Origin of the sequence: Plantactinospora sp. KLBMP9567 (assembly GCF_033446045.1) — a bacterium.
GTDB lineage: Bacteria > Actinomycetota > Actinomycetes > Mycobacteriales > Micromonosporaceae > Plantactinospora.
The window spans coordinates 61621-85130 of sequence record NZ_JAWQRR010000020.1 but is presented as its reverse complement, the minus strand read 5'-3'; the positions used below and the strand labels follow the sequence as shown (position 1 = coordinate 85130).

Sequence of the window (23510 nt, the reverse complement as noted above, 5' to 3'; positions counted from 1 at the left end):
CGGACCCGCACCGGAGCGGGCCCGCCGGAGCCCGGCTCAGTTACCCACGCCGAGGCTGGACATGAACGCGGGCGGGTACCGGTCGCCGCGTGCCGCGCCCGGCGGCACCGCCTTCTCGATCTCGGCCAGGTCGTCCGCGCTGAGGCTCAGCTCCATCCCGGGCAGCGCCTCGGCCAGCCGTTCGCGGGTACGGGCACCGGCCAGCGGCACGATGTCCTCGCCCTGTGCGGCCACCCAGGCGATGGCCAACTGGGCGACGGTGCAGCCCAACGCCTCGGCGACCCGCCGCAGCGCCTCGACCAGGGCGAGGTTGTGTTCCACGTTCCCGCTGGAGAAGCGCGGGCCGAGGCCGCGCAGGTCACCGGGACCGGCGACGTGGCCGGGGCTCCAGTGCCCGGAGAGGAGGCCGCGGCCGAGGACGCCATACGCGGTCAGGCCGATGCCCAGTTCCCGCAGCGTCGGTAGTACGTCCGCCTCCACCGCGCGGGACAGCAGCGAGTACTCGATCTGGAGGTCGGCGATCGGGTGCACGGCGTGCGCCCGGCGGATCGTCGCGGCGTCCACCTCGGAGAGCCCGACGTGCCGCACGTAACCGGCGTCGATCATCTCCTTGATCGCGCCGACCGTCTCCTCGATCGGCACCGCCGGGTCCAGCCGGGCCGGGCGGTAGATGTCGACGTGGTCCGTGCCCAGCCGGGTCAGCGAGTAGGCCAGGAAGTTCTTCACCGCCTCGGGCCGGTTGTCCTGCCCGCCGAACACGTGGCCCGGCCCCCGCAACTGGCCGAACTTGACGCTCAGCCGGTAGCTGTCCCGGTCCCGGCCGCGCAGCGCCTCGGCGAGCAGCAACTCGTTGTGGCCCATGGCGTAGAAGTCGCCGGTGTCGATCAACGTGACGCCCGCCTCCAGCGCGGCGTGCACCGTGGCGATGCTCTCCGCGCGGTCGGCCGGACCGTATGCCCCGCCCGACATGCCCATCGCGCCCAGACCCAGCGCGGAGACGGCCGGTCCGGTGCTGCCCAGGGTTCGTGTCTGCATCGCGTTCTCCTTCGTCGTCGATGTCCTCACCCACCCTGCGCCCGGAGCCGGCCGCGCGGGAGCGGAGCGTTCATCGTGGGAGCGCGGCTCCCTGGATCGGATCGCCGGCCGCGAGGGAGCATGGGGTGATGCAGCGTGACCAGCTCGCCGACTTCCTGCGCCGCCGCCGCGAGGCCATCCGCCCGGCCGAGGTCGGCCTCGCCGACGGCCCCCGCCGCCGCACCGCCGGGCTGCGCCGGGAAGAGGTGGCGATGCTCGCCGGCATGTCGGTCGACTACGTCGTACGCCTGGAGCAGGGCCGCAGCAGCCAGCCCTCGCCCCAACTGCTCGGCGCGCTGGCCCGGGCCCTGCGTTTCTCCGACGACGAGCGCGACCACCTGTTCCACCTGGCCGGTCACCGACCCCCGCCCGGCGACGGGGTGGCCCGGCTGGCCCGTGCCGGCCTGCTGCGCATGCTCGACCTGCTCGGCGACACCCCGGCCCTGGTCCTCTCCGACCTGGGGGAGGTGCTGGCCCAGAACCCGGCCGCCGTCCTGCTGACCGGAGACCACACCAGCTTCTCCGGCGACCGGCGCTACGCCGTGTACCGCTGGTTCACCGACCCGGCGACCCGCACCGTCCACCCGCCGGAGGAGCGCGAATACCACGGCCGTCAGATCGTGGCCGACCTGCGTGCGGCCGCCGGCCGCCGCTCCGGTGACCCCACGGTCACCGGGCTCGTCGAGCGGCTCCAGGCCGCGAGCGCCGACTTCGGCCGGCTCTGGGCCGAGCACGAGGTGGCGGTCCGGCGCGTCGACCGCAAGACCATCGTGCATCCCCGGGTGGGCCGGCTGCTGATGGACTGCGAGACCCTGGTCACTCCCGACCAGGGCCAGCAGTTGCTGGTGCTCACCCCGGCCGACGCCGAGGCCCGCGAACGGCTGGAGCTGCTGCGGGTACTCGGCATCGAGGAGTTCCCGACCGGGACCACGGGCGCGTCCGTGCGCTGAAGCGCCGGCCGGACCAGGTGCCGCGAAAGCCGCTCGGCGGGCTCGGCGTGAAGTGCCGGCCGCGTCGGGGTGACCGCCCGGGGCGCTCAGGCCGGCGTGCCGGCGGCCTCGTCGTGGCGCCGCCGGGCGGCGCGGATGTCGTCGCGGTGTGCGCTGGCCCACTCGTCGAGCGCGACCAGCGGCACCAGCAGGGTACGGCCGAGTTCGGTCAGCGCGTAGTCGACCCGGGGCGGGACGCTGGCGTACACCGTACGGCTGACCAGGCCGTCCCGGACCAGCGCGCGCAGGGTCAGGGTGAGCATGCGCTGGCTGATGCCGTCGACGGCCCGGTGCAGCTCGGTGAACCGGTGGGTACCCCGGCCGAGCAGCACCACGATCAGCACGCTCCACTTGTCGCCCACCCGGTCCAGCACCTCCCGGACCGGGCAGTCGCCGTCGGCGTCGGGGGTGAAGGGCACACGGGTGTGCGTAGCCGACATGGAAGTGCCTCCTTACCGCTGGCATGATACTGACGCACAATTAGGTTACTAACAAGGAGTAACTAGGGAGCCCGGATGAGTCTGACCAGGTCGGAGGCGGAATTGGCGGCAGCCGGGCCGGCTGCCCGACCGGCCGCCGAACCGGACGTACCAGGTGACGAGCCGACAAAGCCCGCACCGCTTCCGGCGGTCCCGGGTCTGGTGATGCTCGCCGCCGACGAGGACGCCCCGGTGTGCTCGGACGGAATCTGCCGGTAGAACGAGGAGAAGATCAGTGCAACTCGAAGTGTGGTCCGACATCGTCTGCCCGTGGTGCTACCTCGGGAAGCGGCGGCTGGAGACGGCACTCGGGCAGTTCGAGTACGCCGACGAGGTCGAGGTCGTCTGGCGCAGCTTCCAGCTCGACCCGTCGTACCCGAAGGGGGAGCCCCGGCCGGTGCCGGAGGCCCTGCGGTCCAAGCTCGGCGCCTCGGCCGCCCAGGTCGCCGCGATGCAGGGGCACGTGACCTCGCTCGCCGCCGAGGAGGGGTTGGACTACCACCTCGACCAGTCGATCATGGCCAACACCTTCGACGCGCACCGGCTGACCCACCTGGCCCGGGAGTACGGGCTCGGCGCCGAGCTGCACGAGCGGCTGATGCGGGCCAACCTGATCGAGGCGGAGAACGTCGACGACCCCGAGACCCTGGTCCGGCTCGCCACCGAGGTCGGCGTACCAGCCGAGGCGGCCCGCCGGGTACTGGCCGGCGACGAGTACGCCACCGACGTCGAGGCCGACATCGCGCAGGCTCGGGCGTTCGGCGCGAACGGCGTGCCGTTCTTCGTGCTGGACCGCAGGTACGGCATCTCCGGCGCGCAGCCGACCGAGGCGTTCCTCTCCGCGCTGCGCACCGCACACCAGGACTCGGCGGCCGGCGCCCGCTGACTCGGTCGTCCACTGTGCACATCGGGTCCGGTCGGCGGTGGCCGGCCGGGCCCGACGCGGCGCTGTCGACTAGGGTCACCCGGCATGGGCGCTATCAAGCCGTGGCATCTCCTGACCCTCGTCTGCTGCCTCGTGCCGCTGGCCGTCGTGGTGGCCGGCGCGGCCTGGTACGCCATGCGGCGGCGTTGACCGTAGCCGACGCCGCACCGTCGACCGCTTCCCGAGCCTGGCGCCCCGGCTCGTCACGGGGTCCCGGCTCGCCGACGCCGAGTACACCGCCACGGCGTTGACCGTCACGATGACGGCGATTCCCGCCCACTCGTGCAGGTCGAGGAGCTGTCCGAGGATCACGGTGCCGGCCAGCGCGGCGAGCACCGGGTGCACGCTCATGAACACCCCGAAGAGGCGGGCCGGAACGGTACGCAGGGCGACCAGGTCGGCGGCGTACGGCACGACCGAGCTGAGTACGCCCGCCGCGACCGCGTAGAGGAGCGCGGTGCCGTGCAGGTGTCCCCGGACGAGCAGGGTCGCCGCGACCGGCAGGTAGAGCGTCGCCGACACCAGGGTCGCCGCCGCCGGTGCCTCCAGACCCGGCAGGCGGGTGCCGAGCAGCCGGTTGAGCAAGATGTACGCCGCCCAGCATGCCGCCGCGAGCAGGCCGAGCGCCACCCCCGGGTAGTCGCTGGCCGGGCCGGGCAGGACCAGCACGTACACGCCGACGCAGGCGCCCGCCGCGCAGAGCAGGTCGAGCCGGGTCCGCGAGCCGGCCAGCGCGACGGCGAGCGGCCCGAGGAACTCCAGGGTGACGGCCAGGCCGAGCCCGATCCGGTCGATCGCGGTGTAGAGGCTGAGGTTCATGGTGGCGAAGACCAGCCCGAGCAGCAGCGTCGGCCACCACTGCGCCCAGGTGAAGCGGCGCAGGTCCGGGCGGGCCGCCGGCCACAGCACCGCCGCCGCGACGAACTGCCGCACCGCGACGACACCGGCCGGGCCGAGCGTGCCGAACGCGTGCGCACCAACGGCGGCCCCGACCTGGTTGCTGGTACCGCTGCCGATCATCGTGGCGATCCCGCGCAGCATCGAGCGGCCCTCGCCGGCCGGTGCGGAGCCGGAGCGGTCGGCAGGTCGGTCCGTGCTCTCGGTCGTCATGGCTTCAGTGTCGACGGGTCGGATCGATACGAGAAATGCATCAGCCGTCGCACCTATACGCTTGGCGTATGGATGTCCAGGTGCGTCAACTTCGCGCCCTCGTCGCGGTGGTCGACACCGGTACCTTCACCGACGCGGCGGCCGCCCTGGGGGTCTCCCAGGCGGCCGTCTCCCGCTCCGTCACCGCGCTGGAGGCCGCGCTCGGTACCCGCCTGCTGCAACGGACCACCCGCAGCGTCTCACTCACCGTCACCGGCAGCCGCGTCCTGGCCGGGGCGCGCCGGGTGCTCGACGAGGTCGCCCACCTGCAACGCATCGTCGAGGAGTCCCGTACCGAGCTGCGCGTCGGCTACGCCTGGGCGGCGCTGGGCAAGCACACCCGGCGGCTACAGAAGACCTGGCTTGCCGCCCACCCCGGGATGCCGCTGGTGTTCGTGCAGTCCAACACCCCGACCGGCGGGCTCAGCGAGGGGACCGCCGACGTCACCGTGATCCGCCGGCCCCTGACCGACCCCCGCTTCGACACCGCCCTGGTCGGGGTGGAGGCCCGGTACGCCGCCGTGGCCACCGACAACCCACTGGCGCGGCGGCGATCAGTGCGGATAGCCGACATCGTCAGGTACACCGTGGCGATCGACAGCCGTACCGGCACGACCACGCCTGCGCTGTGGCAGCCGGGCGCGGCGCCGCCGACCATCCGTACCACGCACGGCGTGGACGAATGGCTCACCCTGATCGCCGCTGGGCAGGCCGTCGGCATCACCTCGGAGGCCACCGCCAACCAGAACCCCAGGCCCGGGGTGGCCTACCGTGCCGTACGCGACGCGCAACCGATCCCGGTCTGGCTCGCCTGGTGGAAGGACGACCCGCCGGCACACCTCACCGAACTGGTCAACCTGACCTGCGAAATCTACCGTGCCGGCCGGCCCGGACAGGGTTACGCCGACCGCGACCCAGCCTAGACTAGCGCAGCGATCGGAACGTCGCGCGGATGTCTTCCGAGAGCAGCTGCGGCTGCTCCCAGGCCGCGAAGTGCCCTCCCCGGTCGTGCCGCTGGTAGTGGACGAGGTTGGGGTAGGCCCGCTCCGCCCAGCTTCGCGGAACCCGGTAGATCTCGTCGGGGAAGATGCTCACGCCGACCGGGATCGTCACGCCCTTGGTAGCGAAGAAGGGGAGTTTGTTCTCCCAGTACAGCCGCGCCGAGGACACCCCGGTGTTGGTCAGCCAGAAGAGCGTGATGTTGTCCAGGATGTCGTCGCGCGTGAGGTCGCTCGGCTTCTGCAGACGTCCTTCGAGTACCTGCTGAACCAGGCCGGGCTGACTGCTCCCGTCGCCGTGGTCGAGCATGAACGCTGCGAGATCGATGGGTGAGTCCGCCAGGCCGTAGAGCGTCTGCGGACGCGTCCCCATGATCAGCCCGTACGCCACGTGCGCCCCGAAGAACGTGAGCAGTTGCTCGTACGTGCTCCGCTCCTCGTCGGAGAGACCGTCCGGTGCCGGGCTGCCGGCAAAGGCCGAAAGGAAGAGGTCCGGCGGAACCGCGCCGGGCATGTTGGTGTGAATGCCGATCAGCTCCGGTGGCGCCGGCTCGGCGGCCGCCGGGTCGGCTCGGCCGCCGGCCATCGCGTCGACGACGATCGCTCCCCAGTCGCCGCCCTGCGCGACGAACCGTGTGTACCCGAGACGCCTCATCAGCTCGACGTAGGCCTTCCCGATGTGCACTGGATCCCAGCCGGTCGTGGTCGGCTGGCCGGAGAACCCGTATCCGGGCATCGACGGGATCACGACGTGGAAGGCATCCGACGCGCTCGCGCCGTGCGCCGTCGGATCCGTGAGCGGGCCGATGATCTTCAGCTGTTCGACAATCGACCCGGGCCAGCCGTGGCAGACGACCAGCGGGAGCGCGTCCTCGTGCTTCGAGCGAACGTGGATGAAGTGGATGCCCAGACCGTCGATCTCGGTGACGAAGTGGGGGAGGGCCTTCAGCCGCGCCTCGCATTTTCGCCAGTCGTAGTCGTTCGCCCAGTAGCGAGCGAGGTCCTGCATGAGCGCGAGCGGCACGCCCTGTGAGTCATCGTCGACGGTCTCCCTGTTCGGCCAGCGCGTGGCTCTGATGCGCGCGCGCAGATCCTCAAGGTCCGCCTCGGAGACCTCGATCTTGAATGGCCGCACTTCTGCGACGCCCGTTCGCGCGTCCGTCTTGACGGCCATGCGGGCCTCCCTTCTGCCTTGCACGCCCTTGAGGGCGAGCGGGTGGTCTGTGCCCGCCTACCGCAGACAAATGGCACGCCCCGGTTCCTGCCGTCCGAGGGCCATCTTCGGTGAGGCGCCGCCCGGGCTTGTGCTAGGCCAGCCGGGGGTACCCGGCCTCATCTGTCCAGAGCGTAGGACGCCTTTCTCCGTGTCCGGAGCCATACGCGCAATCCCGCACGGCCTTCCGACAGGGGCCCGGCGCCTGACGCATTTGCTGCGGCGGCTCCCTACGCGGCTGCGGGAATCACGTCCTGCCCCGGATCCGTCGAGCGGTCGACGGATCCGGGGCGGGAGCGTCAGCCCTGCCTGGCAGCGGCCAGGGCCAGGGAAGGGTAGCGGAGGTTGTAGGACCCGGTGGTGTGCAGGACGGCCCTCTTGAGCAGCGCCACCGGGCGGCCGGTGCGCACCTTCCCGCGCGGACTGCCGTCGAGGTCGGTGGGCTGGAGGAGGCCGTCCCGCCGGCCGAGGCTGATGCACAGGGCGTCGGCCTTGACCCGCAGCGGCTCGGGAGTACGCCCGGCCAGGCGGCCGGTGATCGCGTGGACCGCGCAGGCCGCCGCCAGCCCACCGGGCCCGCAGCCCATCCGCAGCACCTGCCCGTCCCGGGTGTGCGCGGCGGCGGCGTCCCCGATGCCGTAGACCTCCGGGTGCGACTGCGAGCGCAGGGTACCGTCCACCAGCATGCGTCCGTGGTCGTCCACGGCCAATCCGGCCTTGCGGGCCAGCTCCGGCACCGTGAAGCCGGCGGTCCACGCCACCGTGTCGGCGGCGACCTGCCGGCCGTCCTCCAGCAGCAGGCCCTCCGCGCCGACCTTGGCGACACTGGCGTGCTCCGACACCTGGATGCCGAGCCGGTCGAGGGCGCGGTGCAGGTACTCCCGGCCGCGCGCGGACAGCGCCTCGCCGAGCGCTCCGCCGGTGACCAGCCGCACCGTCCGGTCCGGGTAGGTCTCGGAAAGCTCGGTGGCCGTCTCCAGACCGGTCGGCCCGGCGCCGACCACGGCGACCGTGCCGGCGGTACGCATCTGGTCGCGCAGCCGCTCGGCCTGCTCGGCGACGGCGACCGCGACGGCGTGCTCGGCCGCGCCGGGTACGGCGTCCAGGTCGGCGTGGCTGCCCAGCGCGTACACCAGCAGGTCGTAGCCGACCGGTTCGGTGCCGCCGGCCAGCTCCACCTGCCGCCCCTCGGTGTCGATGCGGGTGACCCGGTCGACGATCAGCCGGATGCCGGTGCCCTTGAACAGCTCGTGCAGTGGTATGTGGCGCACCTGCTGGCCCGTGGCGAGCTGGTGGTTGCGCATCCGCTCCACGAACCGGTCGCGGTTGTTGACCACCGTGACGGTCGCGCCGGTGCGCTTGGCGAGCAGCTTGGCGGCCATCACGCCGGTGTAGCCGGCACCCAGGACCGCGATGCGCGGTGTCGTTGTCATGAAACGTTCTCCCTCGGTCGTTCGACACGGGTTGAACGGGAGACGGTGGCGATCCGTGACAACGCGCCCAGAGGGACGATCAGATGTTCTGCCTCGCGAAGAAGGCCAGCTTGTCCGGGTTGGTGATGGTGCGGAGGGCGACGATGCGGTCGCCGTCGAACTCGGGGACGGTGACCCCGGCCAGTTGGCCGTCCAGGTACAGCACGAGGGCGGGTTCCCCGTTCACCACGTCCGGCGTCATGCGGATCCGCTGCGCGTAACCGCCCAGGATCAGCAGGTAGCGCAGGACCTCCGCCCGGCCGGCCAGCGGGCGCCGCATCGCCGGCGCCTTGCCGCCGCCGTCGGCCCAGGCGACCACGTCCTCGGCCAGCATCCGCTCCAACGCCGGCACGTCGCCGCCCAGGGCGGCCGCGAGGAACTGCTCCAGGAGCTTCCGGGCCTGCGCGGGCGGGACGGTGAACCGCTTGCGCGCTTCGGCGACATGCTGCTGTGCCCGCCGGTACAACTGCCGTACGTGCGGCTCGTTCGCCTCCAGGATCTCCGCGATTTCGCGGTGGCTGTGACCGAACGCCTCACGCAGTACGAACACCGCCCGCTCCGGCGGGGTGAGCCGCTCCAGCAGCACCAGCATGCCCAGCGACAGCGACTCCCGCTGCTCGACAGTCTCCAGCGGGTCGAGCGCGCCGCCGGTGCCGACCGGCTCGGGCAGCCACGGCCCGACGTAACGCTCCCGCTGCGCCCGCGCCGAGGTGAGCCGGTCCAGACACAGGTTGGTGACCACCTTGGTCAGCCACGCCTCGGGCGAGACCACGGCGTCGCTACGCTCCCAGCGCAGGTAGGCGTCCTGCACCACGTCCTCGGCCTCGGACGCCTCACCGAGCAGCCGGTAGGCCACCCCGAACAGGCGCCGGCGGTTGGCCTCGAACCGCTCCAGCCGCTCCTGGGTCACGCCCACAACATATCTTCACGGAACCCACACCTGGCCGGTGCCGTGGCGCCGAGCGCGGGCACCGGCTCAGCGCAGTCGCGATCCCGGGCTTGACCGCTGCATGCCCGTGCGGGATCGGGATCAGCCGGGTGGGAAGTCGAATTCGCCGTCCTTGGCGCCGGCCAGGAAGGCGTCCCATTCCTCGCGGGTGTAGACGATCACGGCCGCGTCCGGTGCCTTGCTGTGCCGTACGGCGACCCGGCCGGAGCCGTCCAGCAGCGGGCCGGCCTCGACACAGCTTCCGCCGTTGCTGTTGCTCTTCGTGCTGATGTGCCAGGCAACCGCCGGCAGGGACTCGCTCATCACAACTCCTCCGCGATCGTCGCGATCAGCCTCGCCGACCCGCTCGGGTCGAGCGCCATCTGCTGCAATTGAGCGTACGCCTCCGCGTAGCGCTTGGACTTCGGCGCTTCCATGAAGAGCCGGCCACCGAGCGTCTCGGCGTAGGCCACCTCGGGGTAGGGCTTCGGCATTCTGAACAGGACGAACGAGCCGTCGAGGCCGGGGTGTAGGCCGACGGTGGCGCGGAGGACCCGGACGTCCACATTGGGCCGGCGCAACAACTCGCCGAGGTGCTTCAGTTGGCCGCGCATCAGCGCCGGGCCGCCGACCGGGCGGCGTAGCACGCTCTCGTCGAGTACCGCCGAGACGGTGACCCCGAAGTCGGGCTCCAGCACCCGCTGCCGGTCCAGCCGCAACTGCATCCACTTGGCCACCGAGAACGGCGTCGCCCGCTTCCCCTCGGCGTTGCGGATCACCGCCTCGGCGTACTCCGGGGTCTGCATCAGTCCCGGCATCAGCATCGCGTCGAACGAGCAGATCTGCTCCGCCCGGGTCTCCAGCCAGGGGAAGTCGATGAAGGACGAGTCGACGATCTCGTCGTAGTCGTCGTCCCACCGGTCGGTCCGCCAGGCATCCTCGGCGAGCTGGATGAAGTGCGCCCGGGTACGCGGATCGTGCTCACCGTAGAGGTCGAGCAGTGAGACGACGACGCCGCGCCGGAAGGGCCACTCGGCCCGTTCCCAGCGGGCGACCGAAGAGAACTCGCGCTCCAGGAACTCGGCGGCCCGTTTCAACGTGTAACCGCGCTGCTCCCGCAACTGGCGCATCTGCTGCCCGAGCCACTGGGCGCGCAACGTCTGCACGAAGGATTCGTTTCTCGCCGGCATGATCCACCTTTCGGACGCGATTGGCCGCAGCCAGGGAATTGGTGTCTCTTGCACCAAGCCCGGAGCCGCTGGAAACGTGGTCTCCGGGTGAAGGGTGATCACCGACCCCCGGGAAACCCGGTGCAAGCACGGCAACCGCGGCTGGGCCAACAGCCGAGAAGGTGACGAGGGCGGGCGTCGCGGGTGGCAGCCGCACTACCGGACCTCGTCGGGTCTCCACTAGAGCGTCGGGATCGGGTCTCGATCCCGGCTCCGAACCGACTTGTCGAATACCTATCACGGAAAGGTGGCGGGGCGCGACCCCGTGCATTACTCAATCGACCGTCCCACGCCTCGGCAGCCCTGGTGCCGTACCCGCCGGAAAGGCTGCGGTGTCAGGGTGGGGCGACCCGGCCCGCTCGGCAATCGGACCGGGTCGCCCCTTCCAATGCCCGAACAGTTCTCCGGAGAGGAATCAGCGTGAGTCCAGTACGCCTATTGAGAACGATCGGCGGCCCGGTTCCGGGGAAGCGCCGGAGGCCACCGAACCAGATCGCCGACCGGGTCTTCGAGTCGCTGTCCCGGGACGGGGTACCGGCGCCCGGCGGGCCGGACGCAACCGCACCCCGCTATCTCATCCACCTCCCCGCGACCAGCGCCGACCTGGCCGGGGCGGTCGACCTGGCGTACGCGCTCGCCCGGTCGCTCGGCTTCCTGCCGCAGATCGACGCGGGGGAGGCCACGGTCTGCGCGGAGGACGCGCCGCACGTACGCCATCGGGTCTGCTGCGACCTCCTGGTGCCCGGTGGCCGGCGCTGCGCGCTGCGGGCCGGCCACGACGGACGCTGTGCCGAAGAGTCTCCGGACTGATGGCGAAAATTAACTTCGTAACCACTTGTGATCATAGACAGATATCTCCAAACATGGGCGTCGATACCCTCCACACCCCCATCGGGAGGATCGATGAGCAACTCCGGAAGCCGGGCCACCCGCCCGAGACACCTGCTCAGCTCCGTGTTCACCGTGGCCGCGCTGGTCGCCGCCACGCTCGCGGTCACCGCCGCCCCCGCCCAGGCGGCGACCACGCCCGGCATCGACGTGTCGCACTACCAGGGTGCGATCAACTGGACCAGCGTGCGCAACGCCGGCATCCAGTGGGCCTACATCAAGGCCACCGAGGGCACGACCTTCAAGGACTCGCGGTTCAACACCAACTACCCGGCCGCGCACGGCGCCGGAGTGATCCGGGGGGCCTACCACTTCGCCCGCCCGGCCGCGTCCAGCGGCGCCGCCCAGGCGAACTACTTCGCCAGCAACGGCGGAGCCTGGTCGCGCGACAACCTCACCCTGCCCGGGGCACTCGACCTGGAGGCGGGCTGCCACGGCCTGTCCCAGAGCGGGATGGTGGCCTGGATCCGCGACTTCCTGAACACCTACCGGGCGCGTACCGGCCGGCACGCCGTCATCTACACCACCACGAGCTGGTGGAGCAGCTGCACCGGCAACTACTCCGGCTTCGCCAGCACCAGTCCGCTGTGGATCGCCCGCTGGGCGAGCGCGCCGGGCGCCCTGCCGGCCGGCTGGGGCTTCTACACCATGTGGCAGTACACCTCGACCGGCAGCGTGCCGGGGATCTCCGGCGCGGTGGACCGGGACTGGTTCAACGGCGCCCGGGACCGGCTGCTGGCTCTGGCCAACAACACCGCCTGAGGCGTACCGGATCGGTGTCCCCGGCGCGGCACACCCCCGGCCGCGCCGGGGACCACCGGTCAGCTCTGCGGCGGCGGGGCACCGGTCAGCTCTCCGGCAGTGGTGGCAGCGGGCCGACGATCCGCTCGTAGGTCCGGGCCAGCCCGTCGATCAGCGCGTCCAGGCCGAGCGCGAAGGCGCCCTCGTCCACGCTCTGCTGGTGCTCCGCGAGCCGGTGTGCCTGGCCGAGATGCGGATAGCGCGCGGCGTAGAGCTGCGGGTCCTCGACGAAGCCCCGGGCGAACGAGCCGAGCGCCGAACCGGCGACGAAATAGCGCATCAGCGCGCCGACGTGGGTGGCCCGGGCCGGCGGCCAGCCCGCCCTGACCAGCCCGCCGTAGACCGCGTCCGCCATGGCCAGCGCCGCCGGACGCCGCCCCGGCCCCTGGGCGAGGTAAGGCACGATGTTGCTGTGCGCGGCCAGCGCCTGCCGGTAGGAGTGCCCCCACAGCCGCAGTGCGTCCCGCCAGTCGTGCGTGGCGAAGTAGGAGACGTCCACCTTCGCCGTGATCGAATCGGCTACCGCGTCGAGGATCTCGTCCTTGGTGGCGAAGTGGTTGTAGAGCGAGGGTCCGCGTACGCCGAGTTCGGTCGCCAGGCGGCGGGTGGAGAGTGCCTCCAGCCCCTCGGCGTCGATGAGCGCGGCGGCGGCGTCGACGATCCGCTGCCGGCTCAACAGGGCCTGGCGGGGTCGCGGCATCCTCGGTTCGCCCTCCTTCTCGATGCCCGGATCCGTTTCGCGGGCCGGACCCGTCCGGTGTTTCTGGTCTGCTGCCGGGCCGGGTCGGTGTCTCTGGTCTGCTGGCGGGCCGGACCGGCCGGTGTCTCCGGTCTGCTGGCGGGCCGGACTGGTCCGGCCCGGCGTCCGGGCCGGTCGGGACTGGCGTGGACGGTCGGGGACTGGCGCGGTCCGGCCCGGACGGTCGGGGACTGGCGCGGAAAAACTTCCAGCGCTAGTTTAGCGGGCAACGGCCGGGACACCGCCGGCCCGGTGCCGGAAGGGCGGCGCTTCGCGCGAAGACGCCCCTCCAGGTCACCCGAATCCACCAGCGAGGAGTGCAACGTGGGCAGATTCGCCGACCGGGTCGCCGTCGTCACCGGTGCCGCCCAGGGGATCGGGGCGGCCACCGCGCGGCGGTTGGCCGCCGAGGGAGCCACCGTGGCCGTCGTCGACCTGGCCGTCGAGCGGGCGCGGCAGACCGCCGACGAGATCGTCCAGGCCGGCGGAAAGGCCACCGGGTACGGCTGTGACGTCACCGACGGCGCGGCGGTGTCGGCCACCTTCGACGAGGTCGTCGCGGCGTACGGCCGGCTCGACGTGCTGGTGAACAACGCCGGGATCACCCGGGACAACCTGCTGTTCAAGATGCCGGTCGACGAGTGGGACGCGGTGATCACCACCAACCTGACCAGCATGTTCCACTGCTGTCAGGCGGCACAGCGGCACATGGTGAAGGCGTCGTACGGCAGGATCGTCAACCTCAGCAGCCGCTCCGCGCTCGGCAACCGGGGCCAGGTCAACTACGCGGCGGCCAAGGCCGGGGTGCAGGGGCTCACCGCCACCCTCGCGATCGAACTCGGCCCTTTCAACATCAACGTCAACGCCGTCGCGCCGGGGTACATCGCCACCGCGATGACCGCGGCCACCGCGGAGCGGGTCGGTGCCACCCCGGCCGAGCACCAGAAGTACGCGGCGGAGCAGACGCCGCTGCGCCGGGTCGGCCAGCCCGAGGAGGTCGCGGCGGTGATCGCGTTCCTGGCCAGCGACGACGCCTCCTATGTCAGCGGCCAGACGCTCTACGTCAACGGTGGTGCGCGCTAACCCGAGGGGAGGACGACACCATGGACTTCTCGCTCGGTGACGAGGAGCGGGCGATCCGGGACACCGCCCGGGCCTTCATCCGCAACGAGGTGACGCCGCTGGAGCCGGAGGTGCTGCGCCGGGAACGGGCCCACCAGCCCGGGCTGCGCCGTGACGAGTTGCGGGAACTCCAGCTCAAGGCGAAGGCGTTCGGCTTCTGGGGGCTGGACACCCTCCAGGAGTACGGCGGGATGGCCCTGCCCGCCGTCACCCAGTCGCTGATCTGGACCGAGATCGGGCGCAGCTTCGTACCGTTCCGGTTCGGTGGCGAGGCGGACAACATCCTCTTCGAGGCCGACGCGGCGCAGCGCGAGGAGTTCCTGATCCCGACCATCGAGGGTGACCGGATCTCCTGCTTCGCCATTACCGAACCGGGCGCCGGTTCGGACGTGGCCAACATCCGGCTGCGGGCCCGGCGCGACGGCGACGACTGGGTGCTGAACGGGGAGAAGACCTTCATCACCAACGGCAACGATGCGGACTTCGCCATCGTCGTCGCGGTGACCGACCCGGACCGCGGGGTGCACGACGGCGGTGCGACCGCGTTCCTGGTGGACCGGGCGATGGGCTGGAGGTCCGAACCCATCCAGACGATGGGGGAGGGCGGGCCGGCGTCGCTGGTCTTCGACGACGTACGCGTGCCGCACCGCAACATCCTCGGCGAACTGGGCCAGGGCTTCACCCTCGGCATGCGGTGGATCGGCAAGGGGCGCTACATCATCCCGTCGCACGCGCTGGGCATCGCCGAACGCGCGCTGGGGATGGCGATCGAGTACGCCAACACCCGGCAGACCTTCGGCAGGCCGATCGGCGCCAACCAGGCGATCCAGTGGATGATCGCGGACTCGGAGACCGAGCTGGAGGCGGCCCGCTGGCTGGTGCTCCGGGCCGCCTGGACGGTCGACACCGGACGCGATCCCCGGCACGCCGCCTCGATGGCGAAGCTCTACGGCGCGGGCATGGTCAACCGGGTGGTCGACCGGGTGATGCAGATCCACGGCGGCATGGGCTACACCCGGGAGCTGCCGATCGAGCGCTGGTACCGGCAGGTCCGGCTGCTGCGCATCTTCGAGGGCACGGACGAGATGCAACGACTGATCATCTCGCGGGACCTGCTCCGCGGTTACACCAAGCTCGGAGGGCACCTGGGATGAGGACTTTCGCCTCGCTGACGGAACTCGCCGGAGCGGTCGGTGAGCAGCTCGGACCCGGCCCGTGGCACCGGATCGAGCAGGACCGGGTGAACGCGTTCGCCGACGCGACCGGCGACCACCAGTGGATCCACGTCGACCCGGAGCGCGCGGCCGCCGGCCCGTACGGCAGCACGGTCGCGCACGGCTTCCTCACCCTCTCCCTGCTGCCGGTGCTGGTACGCGACCTCTACCGGGTCGAGGGGATCCGGATGGGGATCAACTACGGGCTGAACCGGGTGCGCTTCCCCGCGCCGCTGCGTACCGGTGAGGCGGTCCGGGTCAGCGCCGAGCTGCTCCAGGTCGATCCGGTGCCCGGTGGTGGGGTGCAGGTGGTCACCCGGGTCACCGTCGAGCCGGAGAGGGGCGGCAAGCCGTGCTGCGTCGCCGAGACCGTCACCCGGCTCTACGCCGAGGAGGAGCCGGGCTGATCCGCACGCCTCCGATCGGTCTTGTACAGTCGTACTAGTACTTCTGTACAAGACCGATCGGAGGGTGTCGTGGTGGCGTACCTGTTCCTGTTCGCGGCGATCGGTGCCGAGGTCTTCGCCACCAGTACGCTCAAGGCCACCCATGGGTTCACCCGGCTCTGGCCGACGGTTGCCTGCCTCGCCGGCTACCTCGTCTCGTTCGCGGCGCTCTCCCAGGCGGTCTGGCAGGTGCCGGTCGGCGTCGCCTACGCCATCTGGTCCGGGCTGGGCACGGCGGCGATCGTCGCGATCGGCGCCACCTTCCTCGGCGAGCCGGTCACTCTGACCAAGATCGCCGGGATCGGCCTCATCGTCGCCGGAGTCGTGGTGCTCAACGTGGGTGGGGGAGTGGCACATTGACCGGCCGGCGGTCGAGGTCGCCGGACCCGAGGCCACTTCCGGGTCGGGCGTGGGTCGGAGTGGCACATTGACCGGCCGGCGGTCGAGGTCGCAGGACCCGACGGCCACTTCCGGGTCCGGCGTGGGTGGGAGTGGCGCATCGCCCGGCCGTCGCCCTCAGCGCAGCCGCGACCCGGAGGCGCGCCGGGCGGCGCTGGCCGCCGCCGCTATCGAGGTGATCGCCGAGCTGGGCATCGCGCGGACCACCCATCGGGCCGTCGCGGCCCGGGCCGGCTTGCCGCTGGGCGCCACCACCTACTACTTCCCGACCCTGGACGACCTGGTCGCGGCCGGTCTGGCCCTGGCCACCGAGGCGCTCCGCGCGGAGCTGCGCTCCTGGGCCGGCCGGCTCGACACCGCCGAGGATCTTCCGAGCGCACTGGTCCGGCTGGTCGAGGAGTACCTGACCGACCGGCGGCGGGTCCGGCTGGAGTACGACCTCTACCTCGCGGCCGCCCGCGATCCCACGCTTCGCCCGCTCGCCGAGGCATGGCTGCACGGCTTCCGTGACCTGCTCGAACCGAGGCTCGGCCCGGAGGCGGCTCGGGCGGTCGTCGCGCTGCTCGACGGGGCGATGCTCCAGGCCCTGGTCACCGGCATCGACCTCGACAGCCCGGCCCTGACCACCGCGATCCGCCGCCTCGCCAACTCGCGATCCTGACCTGTTGTCCAGAGCCGGTCGGCCGGCTGTCGGCCGGACCGCCTGCGACCGGCGGTCGCAGGCTGCCTCCGATTCGTTCACACCCGCCCGGCTGTGCGGACGCCGTCCCCCGGCCCCGCCCCGGCACCCGGCCTGTCAAGATTCTTGGCGAACTGTGGTTCGCTGCGCACTGTTCGCTGCGCACCTTAACTTGCCAAGGATCTTGGGCGGCCCGCGCACGCAGTCCGGGACGGCCCGGCAGCCGGCTATTGGCCCGGGGTGCTGGGTCCGGGGGCGCGCAGGCCGTCGAGGGCGATCCCGAGTACCCGGTCCAACTGCCCCGGGTCGGCGTACTGGACCTTGGTGATTCCGCTGAGCAGCCGCACCGTGTCGTCGAAGCTCACGTCCGCCCGGGCGACCCCGGCGGCTTGGGCCCGGGCCAGTAGCGGCTCGCCGGCGGTGTAGATCTCGACCCGGCAGTTCCGGAAGAACTCCGAGTCGTGGGACAGTTCCTCGGCGAGCGCCCGTTTTGTCACCGTGTATTCGACGAACCGGCGCAGCCAGCCGGCGAGTGCCTCCCAGGGAGGCTGGTCGGCCAGTTCGGCGGCGGTGCGGCCGAGTGCTTCGACCTCGTCCAGGTAGAGGCTCTCGAAGAGGTCGCGCCGGGTGGGGAAGTGCCGGTAGAGGGTGCCGATGCCGACTCCCGCCCGCCGGGCCACCTCCTCCAGCGAGCCGGCCGCGCCGTGCTCGGCGAACACCTCCTGGGCGGCCGAGACCAGAGCCTCGTAGTTCCGCCGCGCATCCGCGCGCTTGGGACGGCGGGCGAGGTTTGCGGACGCCGAACCGGAGCTGGTCATGGCACGCGTCACCCCGTTCCGGTTGCAAGCGGAGGCATCCCTCCGCTACGTTTATGCGGAGGCACCCCTCCGGAACTCGGAATACCGGAGTCGTGCCTCCGCATACCGTACCTCGGGTGGGCCCAGCAGCGCGATCGACCGGAACGACGTGCGCAGCCCGGGCCGAACCGAGGCAACAGTGACCGCCGTGGACACTCCTCCGGCCCGTTCGCCCGACGCGGACGGCCGGGACCGGACCATCCGGGCCGACCGCAACGAGTACCGGCCGGAGTGCCCCCGATCGGCCAAGCCCGGCCGGCGAGGCCCCGCCCGGACCCCGCAGCACCAACACTTTGGAGATCCATCCGTGACCCGGTTCATCCGTCCCACCTCCCGGCGGGCGACCTTCGCCGTCCTCGCCGCCGGTGCCGGCTCCTTCGCGATGTTGCAGTCGCTGATCAGTCCGGTACTGCCGACGATCCAGCACGACCTGCACACCTCGCCGAACACTGTCACCTGGGTACTGACCGCGTACCTGCTGTCGGCGTCGATCTTCACGCCGATCCTGGGCCGGATCGGCGACATGGTCGGCAAGGAACGCATGCTGGTCGCCTCGCTGGTCGCCATCGCCGCCGGCTCGCTGGTGGCCGCGCTCGCCCCGAACATCGGCGTACTGCTGCTGGCCCGGGTCGTGCAGGGCGTCGGCGGCGCCGTCTTCCCGCTCTCGTTCGGGATCATCCGGGACGAGTTCCCGGCCAGCCGGATGTCCTCGGCGATCGGCGCGATGTCGGCGATCATCGCCGTCGGCGGCGGACTCGGCGTGGTGACGGCCGGACCGATCGTCAGCGCGCTCGACTACCGCTGGCTGTTCTGGATTCCGCTGATCGTCGTCTCGGCGACCGCGCTGGCGGCGTACCTGTTCGTGCCCCGGTCTCCGGTCCGGACCGCCGGGCAGATCAACTGGCCCGGCACCGTACTCCTGGCAGGCTGGCTGGTCGCGCTGCTGCTCGGGGTGAGCAAGGCCCCTGCCTGGGGCTGGGGCTCCGGCCGGGTACTCGGCCTGCTGGCCCTGGGCCTCGCCGGCCTGGTCGGCTGGATCGTGGTGGAGAGCCGCTCGGCCAACCCGCTGATCGACATGCGGATGATGCGCCACCCCGGCGTCTGGACGACCAACCTCGTGGCGCTGCTCTACGGCGCGGCCATGTTCGCCATCTACGCCTTCCTGCCGCAGTTCGTGCAGGCGCCGACGAGCGCCGGCTACGGCTTCGGCGCCAGCATCACCACCGCCGGCCTGCTGATGCTGCCGATGCTGGTCACCATGTTCGTGGCCGGGCTGGTCAGCGGGCGGCTGGAGCCGAGGTTCAGTGCCAGGGCCCAGCTCGCCACCGGCACCGCGCTCAGTACGCTCTCCGGCGCCTGCCTGGTGTTCGCCCACGACGCGCGCTGGCAGATCGGGTTCGCCGCCGGGCTCTTCGGCCTCGGCATCGGCCTGGCCTTCTCCTCGATGACCAACCTGGTGGTCCGGAACGTCCCGGCCAGCCAGACCGGGGCCGCGACCGGGATGAACGCCAACATCCGCACCATCGGCGGCGCGATCGGTGCGGCGGTGATGAGCAGCGTCGTCACCGCCAACCCGCAGCCGAGCGGGCTGCCCCGGGAGGCCGGCTTCACGCACGGCTTCGCGATGCTGACCGTGCTCTCCCTGGCCGCGATGGTGGCGGCGCTGCTGGTGCCCTCGGGGCGCCGGGCGGTGCGCGAACTCCGTCGGCCCGAACCCGACCAGCCGGTCCGGGCCGACAGCTCGGTCCCCGCTGGGATAGCCGGGCCGGCGCTGCCGGCGCCCGCGAACGGCTGACCCGGTGCCCGCCGGGGTCGCCGGGCCGGCACTGCCCGCGCCCGCCACCGGCTGACCCGGATCGGCCCGCCCGACGGTCTCCCGCTGGCGGTCGGGGCCGTCGGGCGGTCGTCAGGCCCGTGGGACGGTCGTCAGGTCCGTGGGACGGACATCAGGACATCAGGACGTCGGGTCGTCGGGTCGTCAGGACGTCGGGCGGTCGCGTTTCGGCAGCTTGGCGACGACCGCGGAATAGGAGGCGTCGACCGCCTCCCGCAGCTCGTCGTCGGGGATTCCGGCGCCGAGCCGCAGGGTGTTCCAGCCGGACCGTCCGATGTAGGCCATCACCGAGGCGTCCTCCGGAAACCGGTGCAGCCACTCGTCGGCCACGTCCCGGTTCGGGCCGCATTTCACGCCGACGCTGGACCGCGACTCCTGGCCGAGGAAGGCGAAGATCTTCGGCCCCACCTTGACCACCACGTCGCCCTCCCATGGCTCGTCCTGCCAGGCGCCCGGCTTGGCCAGGCAGTAGGCGAGCATCTCGGCCCAGGTCACCAGCGTCCTCCCTGCGGATCGGTCGTCCCATCTTGACAGACGACCTACCCTCGGCGGGGTGTTCGGAAGATCGACGACAGCGCGCCGGGTGCTGCGCTGGTCGTACCTCCTGCTCGCCGTCGTGGTCACGGCCGGCGCGGCGACCGGGGCGGCCCGGCTGGTCGTGCCGGCCACCGCCGGTCCCACCGCCGACCCGCCCGGAGTACGCCACCAGCTCGCCTTCCTCCGCGCCGAGCTGACCGGCGGCGCCGGGGAGGCGGCACAGCAACTCTTCCCCGAGGGCTACTTCTTCCTGCACACCCTCTACGGGCTGAGCTGGGTCGAACTCGGCCTGCGCCAGCCCGAGGCCGAGCGGGGCACCGCCCTGCGGGAGGCCCGCTGGGCACTGGACCGCCTCGACTCACCGGCCGGCCGCGCGCCGTTCAGCCCCGACCTCACCCCGTCGTACGGCGTCTTCTACCGGGGCTGGTCCAACTGGCTGCGCGGCGGGGTGCTGAGCCTGCAACCCGGCACGTCACGGGATGCGGCCGAGCTGGCCCGGTTCACCGACGACTCCGTCGCGCTCGGTGCGGCCTTCGACGCGTCGGCGTCGCCCTACCTGCCGGCGTACCCGGAGCAGGCCTGGCCGGTCGACTCCACCGTGGCGGTCGCCTCGCTGCGGCTGCACGACACCCTGCTGCCCGCCCGGTTCGGCGGTACCGTCGACCGGTGGCTGGCCGGGGCACGCCAACGGCTCGACCCGGCCACCGGGCTGCTGCCGCACCGGGTCGACCCGGCGACCGGGACACCGGCCGAGGGTGCCCGGGCCACCTCGCAGAGCATGATCCTGCGCTTCCTGGTCGACGTGGACCCGGGCTTCGCCCGCGAGCAGTACCTCGGCTTCCGGGACCGGTTCGTGGCCACGCCGCTCGGGCTCGGCCCGGCCGTCCGGGAATATCCGGCCGGCACCTCCGGCCCGGGTGACGTCGACTCCGGCCCGCTGCTGCTCGGGGTCAGCCTCTCGGCGACCGTGGTGGCGCTGGGCGCGGCGCAGGTCCAGGGCGACACCGCGCTGGCCGGCGCGCTGGCGAACTACGGCGAGCTGGCCGGGGTACCCCTGGAGACCCCGTGGTCCAAGCGGTACGCCTTCGGCGCGATGCCGATCGGCGACGCCTTCCTGGCCTGGTCCAAGACGGCCCGGCCGTGGGTGGCGGAGCCGCCCGCCGGGCTGCCGGCGCAGACCTCCGGCTGGTGGCGGCTGCCGCTGCTCACCCTGCTGGTGCTGCTCGGCGCCGCTCCCTGGCTGCCGGTGCTGCTCGTCCGGCGGCGGCGCCGACCGGCACCGTCGCCGGACGGCAGGCCGCCCTCGGTCGAGGCGCCGTCCTCAGTCGAGCAGCTTGTCCAGGGTGATCGGTAGCTCGCGGATCCGCCGCCCGGTGGCGTTGTGGACGGCGTTGCCGATCGCGGCGGCGACCCCGACCGTGCCGAGTTCGCCGATGCCGCGCGCGCCCAGCGGGTTGAACAGCAGGTCCGGGTGGTCGAGAAAGTGCACGTCGATCGGGGGGATGTCGGCGTTCACCGGCAGCAGGTAGTCGGCGAAGTTGCCGTTGGCGATCCGGCCGGTCTCCGGCTCGACGGCGGCGCCCTCCAGCAGCGCCTGGCCGATGCCGAAGACGACACCGCCGATGATCTGGCTGCGGGCGGTCTTGGCGTTGATGATCGCCCCGCCGTCGATCACCGTGGTCATCCGGCTCAGCCGGGGCTCGCCGGTCCAGCGGTTGACCCGGACCTCACAGAAGTGCGCGCCGAACGAGGTGAAGGCGTGCTGCCCGTGCTCCGGGCCGGGTGCCGCGGTGCCGGTCGCCTCGACGCCGGCCGAGGAGACCGCCCGCAGCAGCTCCGGAAAGCCGATCCGCCGGTCCGGGGACACGAGGTCGCCCCGGTCGTACCGGACGTCGGCGGCGGGCACCCCGGCAAGCGGCGACCGCTCGTCGGTCACCGCCAGTGTGATCAGGGCGGTGATCGCGGCCTCGGCTGCGGCGGCCACCGCCGGACCGGTACTCGCGGTGGCGCCCGAGCCGAACGCGCCGATGTTGGCGGCCAGGGTGGAGTCGCCGAGGTCGCTGCGGATCCGGGCGACCGGCAGGCCGAGCGCCTCCGCGCCGAGTACGGCCAGCACCGTCCACATCCCGGTGCCGAGGTCGGCGGTGGCGCTGGAGACCGACACGTCGCCGTCCGGCAGGAAGCGCACCTTCACCGAGGCCGGGAACCGCTCGCCGGGATAGTTGGCGGTGGCCATCCCCATCCCGACCAGCCAGTCGCCCTGCACCACGGCACCGGGGGTCGGGTTGCGGCGGGCCCAGCCGAACCGCTGGGCGCCGACCCGGTAGCACTCGTCCAGGTGCTTGCTGGACCACGGTACGTTCCGCCCCGGATAGACCGTGGCGTAGTTGCGCAGCCGCAGCTCGACCGGGTCCAGCCGCAGTTCGGCGGCGAGTTCGTCCAGCGCGCTCTCCAGGGCGAACGAGCCGGACTCCTGGCCGGGCGCCCGCATCCAGGTCGGCGGCGGCACGTCCAGCGTGACGATCTTCTGCTCCAGGTGCAGGTTCTCGGTCTTGTAGAGGTAGCGCGAGGTGGTGTGCGCCGAACTCTCGAAGATGCCGCCCGAGGCGGACTGGCTGGCCCAGACCTGGTGCTTGACCGCGACCAGGGTGCCGTCCCGGCGGGCGCCCAGCCGCACCGTCTGGCGTACGGCGGAACGGTTTCCGGTGATGGTGAAGGTCTGCTCCCGGGTCAGCACCACCTTGACCGGCCGGCCCAGCGTACGCGCGGCAGCGGCGGCGAGCAGCGGATGCGCCCAGGTGGCGATCTTGTTGCCGAAGCCGCCCCCGACGTGCGGGCTGACCACCCGCACCTTCGCCGCCTCGACGCCGAGCGCCGCCGCCATCGCGCCGACGGTCAGCGAGGCGCTCTGGGTGCCGGTGTAGAGGGTCAGCGCCCCGTCCTGCCAGGCGGCGACGCAGGCATGCGGCTCCATCGCGCTGTGGTGCTTGCCCGGCTGCTGGTAGGTGCCGGAGACGGTCACCTCGCTGGCCGCCAGCGCGTCGTCGATCGAGCCGACCCCGTCGGCCAGGAACTCCAGCCGGGCGGGCTCGCCCATCATCGGGCCGGGATCGGTGGCCCCCGGGATGCCGTCGGTGAAGGAGACCGCCGCCGGCCGGACCTCGTAGTCGGCCCGGACCAGCGCGGCGGCGTCCCGGGCCTGTTCGAACGTCTCCGCCAGCACCAGCCCGATCGCCTGGCCGTGATAGCGCACCTCGGTGTCCTGCAACGGCAGCCAACTGTGTCCGACGCTGAACGGCGTGCCGCTGCCGAGCAGCGCCAGCGAGCGGAACGGCGTGTAGACCGCCAGTACGCCGGGGGAGGCTTCGGCGGCGGCGACGTCCATCGCCCGGATGGTGCCCCGGGCGACCGTACTGAGCAGCAGGTAGCCGTGCGCGAGCCGCTCGACGGGCTGGTCGGCGGCGTACCGGGCCGCACCGGTGACCTTGAGCCGGCCGTCGACCCGGTTGACCGAGACCGTTCGTGCAGCGCCGCTCAT

General features: G+C 72.1%; 25 protein-coding genes. 13 read left to right on the top strand and 12 right to left on the bottom strand.

The window, feature by feature from the left end; genetic code table 11:
- Positions 1-36: 36 nt before the first annotated feature.
- Positions 37-1035 (bottom strand): aldo/keto reductase, encoded by a 999-nt coding sequence (locus tag R6Y94_RS15380; RefSeq protein WP_318396529.1) that lies wholly within the window; start codon positions 1033-1035, stop codon positions 37-39.
- 128 nt (positions 1036-1163) lie between these two features.
- Between R6Y94_RS15380 and R6Y94_RS15375 the strand changes: the two genes are divergently transcribed.
- Positions 1164-2024: a helix-turn-helix transcriptional regulator gene (locus R6Y94_RS15375; protein ID WP_318396687.1), complete on the top strand. Its 861-nt coding sequence runs from the start codon at positions 1164-1166 to the stop codon at positions 2022-2024.
- 86 nt (positions 2025-2110) lie between these two features.
- On the opposite strand, the gene R6Y94_RS15370 is transcribed toward R6Y94_RS15375, so the two are convergent.
- On the bottom strand, positions 2111-2503 hold the full coding sequence (locus R6Y94_RS15370; RefSeq protein WP_318396528.1) for a helix-turn-helix domain-containing protein: 393 nt from the start codon (positions 2501-2503) through the stop codon (positions 2111-2113).
- A gap of 75 nt (positions 2504-2578) precedes the next feature.
- Here R6Y94_RS15370 and R6Y94_RS15365 point away from each other — a divergent pair, with 75 nt between their 5' ends.
- The gene (locus R6Y94_RS15365) at positions 2579-2761 is read left to right on the top strand and encodes a hypothetical protein (protein ID WP_318396527.1); all 183 of its coding nucleotides are present in this window, start codon (positions 2579-2581) and stop codon (positions 2759-2761) included.
- A gap of 16 nt (positions 2762-2777) precedes the next feature.
- On the top strand, positions 2778-3428 hold the full coding sequence (locus R6Y94_RS15360) for a DsbA family oxidoreductase (RefSeq protein WP_318396526.1): 651 nt from the start codon (positions 2778-2780) through the stop codon (positions 3426-3428).
- A 75-nt stretch (positions 3429-3503) separates the two neighbouring features.
- Here R6Y94_RS15360 and R6Y94_RS15355 read toward each other — a convergent pair whose 3' ends face one another.
- A complete protein-coding gene (locus R6Y94_RS15355; protein WP_318396525.1) occupies positions 3504-4577 on the bottom strand; it encodes an EamA family transporter in 1074 nt (357 codons plus the stop codon).
- An 80-nt stretch (positions 4578-4657) separates the two neighbouring features.
- On the opposite strand from R6Y94_RS15355, the gene R6Y94_RS15350 reads away from it, so the two are divergent.
- Positions 4658-5539, top strand: a complete 882-nt coding sequence (locus R6Y94_RS15350; protein ID WP_318396524.1) for a LysR family transcriptional regulator — start codon at positions 4658-4660, stop codon at positions 5537-5539.
- 1 nt (position 5540) lies between these two features.
- Here R6Y94_RS15350 and R6Y94_RS15345 read toward each other — a convergent pair whose 3' ends face one another.
- The 5 genes from R6Y94_RS15345 to R6Y94_RS15325 form a co-directional block, all read right to left on the bottom strand.
- A complete protein-coding gene (locus R6Y94_RS15345; RefSeq protein ID WP_318396523.1) occupies positions 5541-6788 on the bottom strand; it encodes an epoxide hydrolase family protein in 1248 nt (415 codons plus the stop codon).
- A 338-nt stretch (positions 6789-7126) separates the two neighbouring features.
- A complete protein-coding gene (locus R6Y94_RS15340) occupies positions 7127-8260 on the bottom strand; it encodes an NAD(P)/FAD-dependent oxidoreductase (RefSeq protein ID WP_318396522.1) in 1134 nt (377 codons plus the stop codon).
- A gap of 79 nt (positions 8261-8339) precedes the next feature.
- Complete coding sequence (locus tag R6Y94_RS15335) at positions 8340-9209, bottom strand: RNA polymerase sigma-70 factor (RefSeq protein ID WP_318396521.1); 870 nt, start codon at positions 9207-9209, stop codon at positions 8340-8342.
- A gap of 120 nt (positions 9210-9329) precedes the next feature.
- Positions 9330-9551 (bottom strand): DUF397 domain-containing protein, encoded by a 222-nt coding sequence (locus R6Y94_RS15330; RefSeq protein WP_318396520.1) that lies wholly within the window; start codon positions 9549-9551, stop codon positions 9330-9332.
- On the bottom strand, positions 9551-10417 hold the full coding sequence (locus tag R6Y94_RS15325; protein ID WP_318396519.1) for a helix-turn-helix transcriptional regulator: 867 nt from the start codon (positions 10415-10417) through the stop codon (positions 9551-9553). The genes R6Y94_RS15330 and R6Y94_RS15325 overlap by 1 nt, the downstream gene beginning before the upstream one ends.
- Before the next feature lie 459 nt (positions 10418-10876).
- Between R6Y94_RS15325 and R6Y94_RS15320 the strand changes: the two genes are divergently transcribed.
- Both R6Y94_RS15320 and R6Y94_RS15315 read left to right on the top strand, forming a co-directional pair.
- Positions 10877-11266 carry a hypothetical protein gene (locus R6Y94_RS15320; protein ID WP_412102768.1) on the top strand — a complete coding sequence of 130 codons (390 nt, stop codon included), beginning with the start codon at positions 10877-10879 and terminating at the stop codon, positions 11264-11266.
- Between the two features lie 93 nt (positions 11267-11359).
- The gene (locus tag R6Y94_RS15315; protein ID WP_318396518.1) at positions 11360-12106 is read left to right on the top strand and encodes a GH25 family lysozyme; all 747 of its coding nucleotides are present in this window, start codon (positions 11360-11362) and stop codon (positions 12104-12106) included.
- Positions 12107-12191: 85 nt separating this feature from the next.
- Here the strand turns inward: R6Y94_RS15315 and R6Y94_RS15310 are convergent, their stop codons facing one another.
- Positions 12192-12845, bottom strand: coding sequence for a TetR/AcrR family transcriptional regulator C-terminal domain-containing protein (locus R6Y94_RS15310; protein WP_318396517.1), 654 nt, complete (start codon positions 12843-12845; stop codon positions 12192-12194).
- Between the two features lie 363 nt (positions 12846-13208).
- Between R6Y94_RS15310 and fabG the strand changes: the two genes are divergently transcribed.
- The 5 genes from fabG to R6Y94_RS15285 all read left to right on the top strand — a co-directional run bounded on the left by fabG (position 13209) and on the right by R6Y94_RS15285 (position 16726).
- The gene (gene fabG / locus R6Y94_RS15305; protein WP_318396516.1) at positions 13209-13967 is read left to right on the top strand and encodes a 3-oxoacyl-ACP reductase FabG; all 759 of its coding nucleotides are present in this window, start codon (positions 13209-13211) and stop codon (positions 13965-13967) included.
- 20 nt (positions 13968-13987) lie between these two features.
- Positions 13988-15160, top strand: coding sequence for an acyl-CoA dehydrogenase family protein (locus tag R6Y94_RS15300; protein ID WP_318396515.1), 1173 nt, complete (start codon positions 13988-13990; stop codon positions 15158-15160).
- The gene (locus R6Y94_RS15295) at positions 15157-15627 is read left to right on the top strand and encodes a MaoC family dehydratase (protein ID WP_318396514.1); all 471 of its coding nucleotides are present in this window, start codon (positions 15157-15159) and stop codon (positions 15625-15627) included. The genes R6Y94_RS15300 and R6Y94_RS15295 overlap by 4 nt, the downstream gene beginning before the upstream one ends.
- A 72-nt stretch (positions 15628-15699) precedes the next feature.
- On the top strand, positions 15700-16026 hold the full coding sequence (locus tag R6Y94_RS15290) for a multidrug efflux SMR transporter (protein WP_318396513.1): 327 nt from the start codon (positions 15700-15702) through the stop codon (positions 16024-16026).
- Positions 16027-16147: 121 nt separating this feature from the next.
- Entirely contained in the window at positions 16148-16726 is a 579-nt protein-coding gene (locus R6Y94_RS15285; protein ID WP_318396512.1) for a TetR/AcrR family transcriptional regulator, read from the top strand.
- Positions 16727-16971: 245 nt separating this feature from the next.
- On the opposite strand, the gene R6Y94_RS15280 is transcribed toward R6Y94_RS15285, so the two are convergent.
- The gene (locus tag R6Y94_RS15280) at positions 16972-17562 is read right to left on the bottom strand and encodes a helix-turn-helix domain-containing protein (RefSeq protein ID WP_318396511.1); all 591 of its coding nucleotides are present in this window, start codon (positions 17560-17562) and stop codon (positions 16972-16974) included.
- 346 nt (positions 17563-17908) lie between these two features.
- Here R6Y94_RS15280 and R6Y94_RS15275 point away from each other — a divergent pair, with 346 nt between their 5' ends.
- Positions 17909-19396 (top strand): MFS transporter, encoded by a 1488-nt coding sequence (locus R6Y94_RS15275; protein WP_318396510.1) that lies wholly within the window; start codon positions 17909-17911, stop codon positions 19394-19396.
- Positions 19397-19579: 183 nt separating this feature from the next.
- Here R6Y94_RS15275 and R6Y94_RS15270 read toward each other — a convergent pair whose 3' ends face one another.
- Complete coding sequence (locus R6Y94_RS15270) at positions 19580-19930, bottom strand: MmcQ/YjbR family DNA-binding protein (protein ID WP_318396509.1); 351 nt, start codon at positions 19928-19930, stop codon at positions 19580-19582.
- A 58-nt stretch (positions 19931-19988) separates the two neighbouring features.
- On the opposite strand from R6Y94_RS15270, the gene R6Y94_RS15265 reads away from it, so the two are divergent.
- A complete protein-coding gene (locus tag R6Y94_RS15265; protein ID WP_318396508.1) occupies positions 19989-21326 on the top strand; it encodes a hypothetical protein in 1338 nt (445 codons plus the stop codon).
- On the opposite strand, the gene R6Y94_RS15260 is transcribed toward R6Y94_RS15265, so the two are convergent.
- On the bottom strand, positions 21294-23510 hold the full coding sequence (locus R6Y94_RS15260) for a xanthine dehydrogenase family protein molybdopterin-binding subunit (RefSeq protein ID WP_318396507.1): 2217 nt from the start codon (positions 23508-23510) through the stop codon (positions 21294-21296). The genes R6Y94_RS15265 and R6Y94_RS15260 overlap by 33 nt on opposite strands.

Coding starts and splice junctions, on each gene's coding strand:
- R6Y94_RS15380 (WP_318396529.1), bottom strand. CDS start 1,035: ATGCAGACACGAACCCTGGGCAGCACCGGACCGGCCGTCTCCGCGCTG.
- R6Y94_RS15375 (WP_318396687.1), top strand. CDS start 1,164: ATGCAGCGTGACCAGCTCGCCGACTTCCTGCGCCGCCGCCGCGAGGCC.
- R6Y94_RS15370 (WP_318396528.1), bottom strand. CDS start 2,503: ATGTCGGCTACGCACACCCGTGTGCCCTTCACCCCCGACGCCGACGGC.
- R6Y94_RS15365 (WP_318396527.1), top strand. CDS start 2,579: ATGAGTCTGACCAGGTCGGAGGCGGAATTGGCGGCAGCCGGGCCGGCT.
- R6Y94_RS15355 (WP_318396525.1), bottom strand. CDS start 4,577: ATGACGACCGAGAGCACGGACCGACCTGCCGACCGCTCCGGCTCCGCA.
- R6Y94_RS15345 (WP_318396523.1), bottom strand. CDS start 6,788: ATGGCCGTCAAGACGGACGCGCGAACGGGCGTCGCAGAAGTGCGGCCA.
- R6Y94_RS15340 (WP_318396522.1), bottom strand. CDS start 8,260: ATGACAACGACACCGCGCATCGCGGTCCTGGGTGCCGGCTACACCGGC.
- R6Y94_RS15330 (WP_318396520.1), bottom strand. CDS start 9,551: ATGAGCGAGTCCCTGCCGGCGGTTGCCTGGCACATCAGCACGAAGAGC.
- R6Y94_RS15325 (WP_318396519.1), bottom strand. CDS start 10,417: ATGCCGGCGAGAAACGAATCCTTCGTGCAGACGTTGCGCGCCCAGTGG.
- R6Y94_RS15315 (WP_318396518.1), top strand. CDS start 11,360: ATGAGCAACTCCGGAAGCCGGGCCACCCGCCCGAGACACCTGCTCAGC.
- R6Y94_RS15310 (WP_318396517.1), bottom strand. CDS start 12,845: ATGCCGCGACCCCGCCAGGCCCTGTTGAGCCGGCAGCGGATCGTCGAC.
- R6Y94_RS15300 (WP_318396515.1), top strand. CDS start 13,988: ATGGACTTCTCGCTCGGTGACGAGGAGCGGGCGATCCGGGACACCGCC.
- R6Y94_RS15295 (WP_318396514.1), top strand. CDS start 15,157: ATGAGGACTTTCGCCTCGCTGACGGAACTCGCCGGAGCGGTCGGTGAG.
- R6Y94_RS15280 (WP_318396511.1), bottom strand. CDS start 17,562: ATGACCAGCTCCGGTTCGGCGTCCGCAAACCTCGCCCGCCGTCCCAAG.
- R6Y94_RS15260 (WP_318396507.1), bottom strand. CDS start 23,510: ATGAGCGGCGCTGCACGAACGGTCTCGGTCAACCGGGTCGACGGCCGG.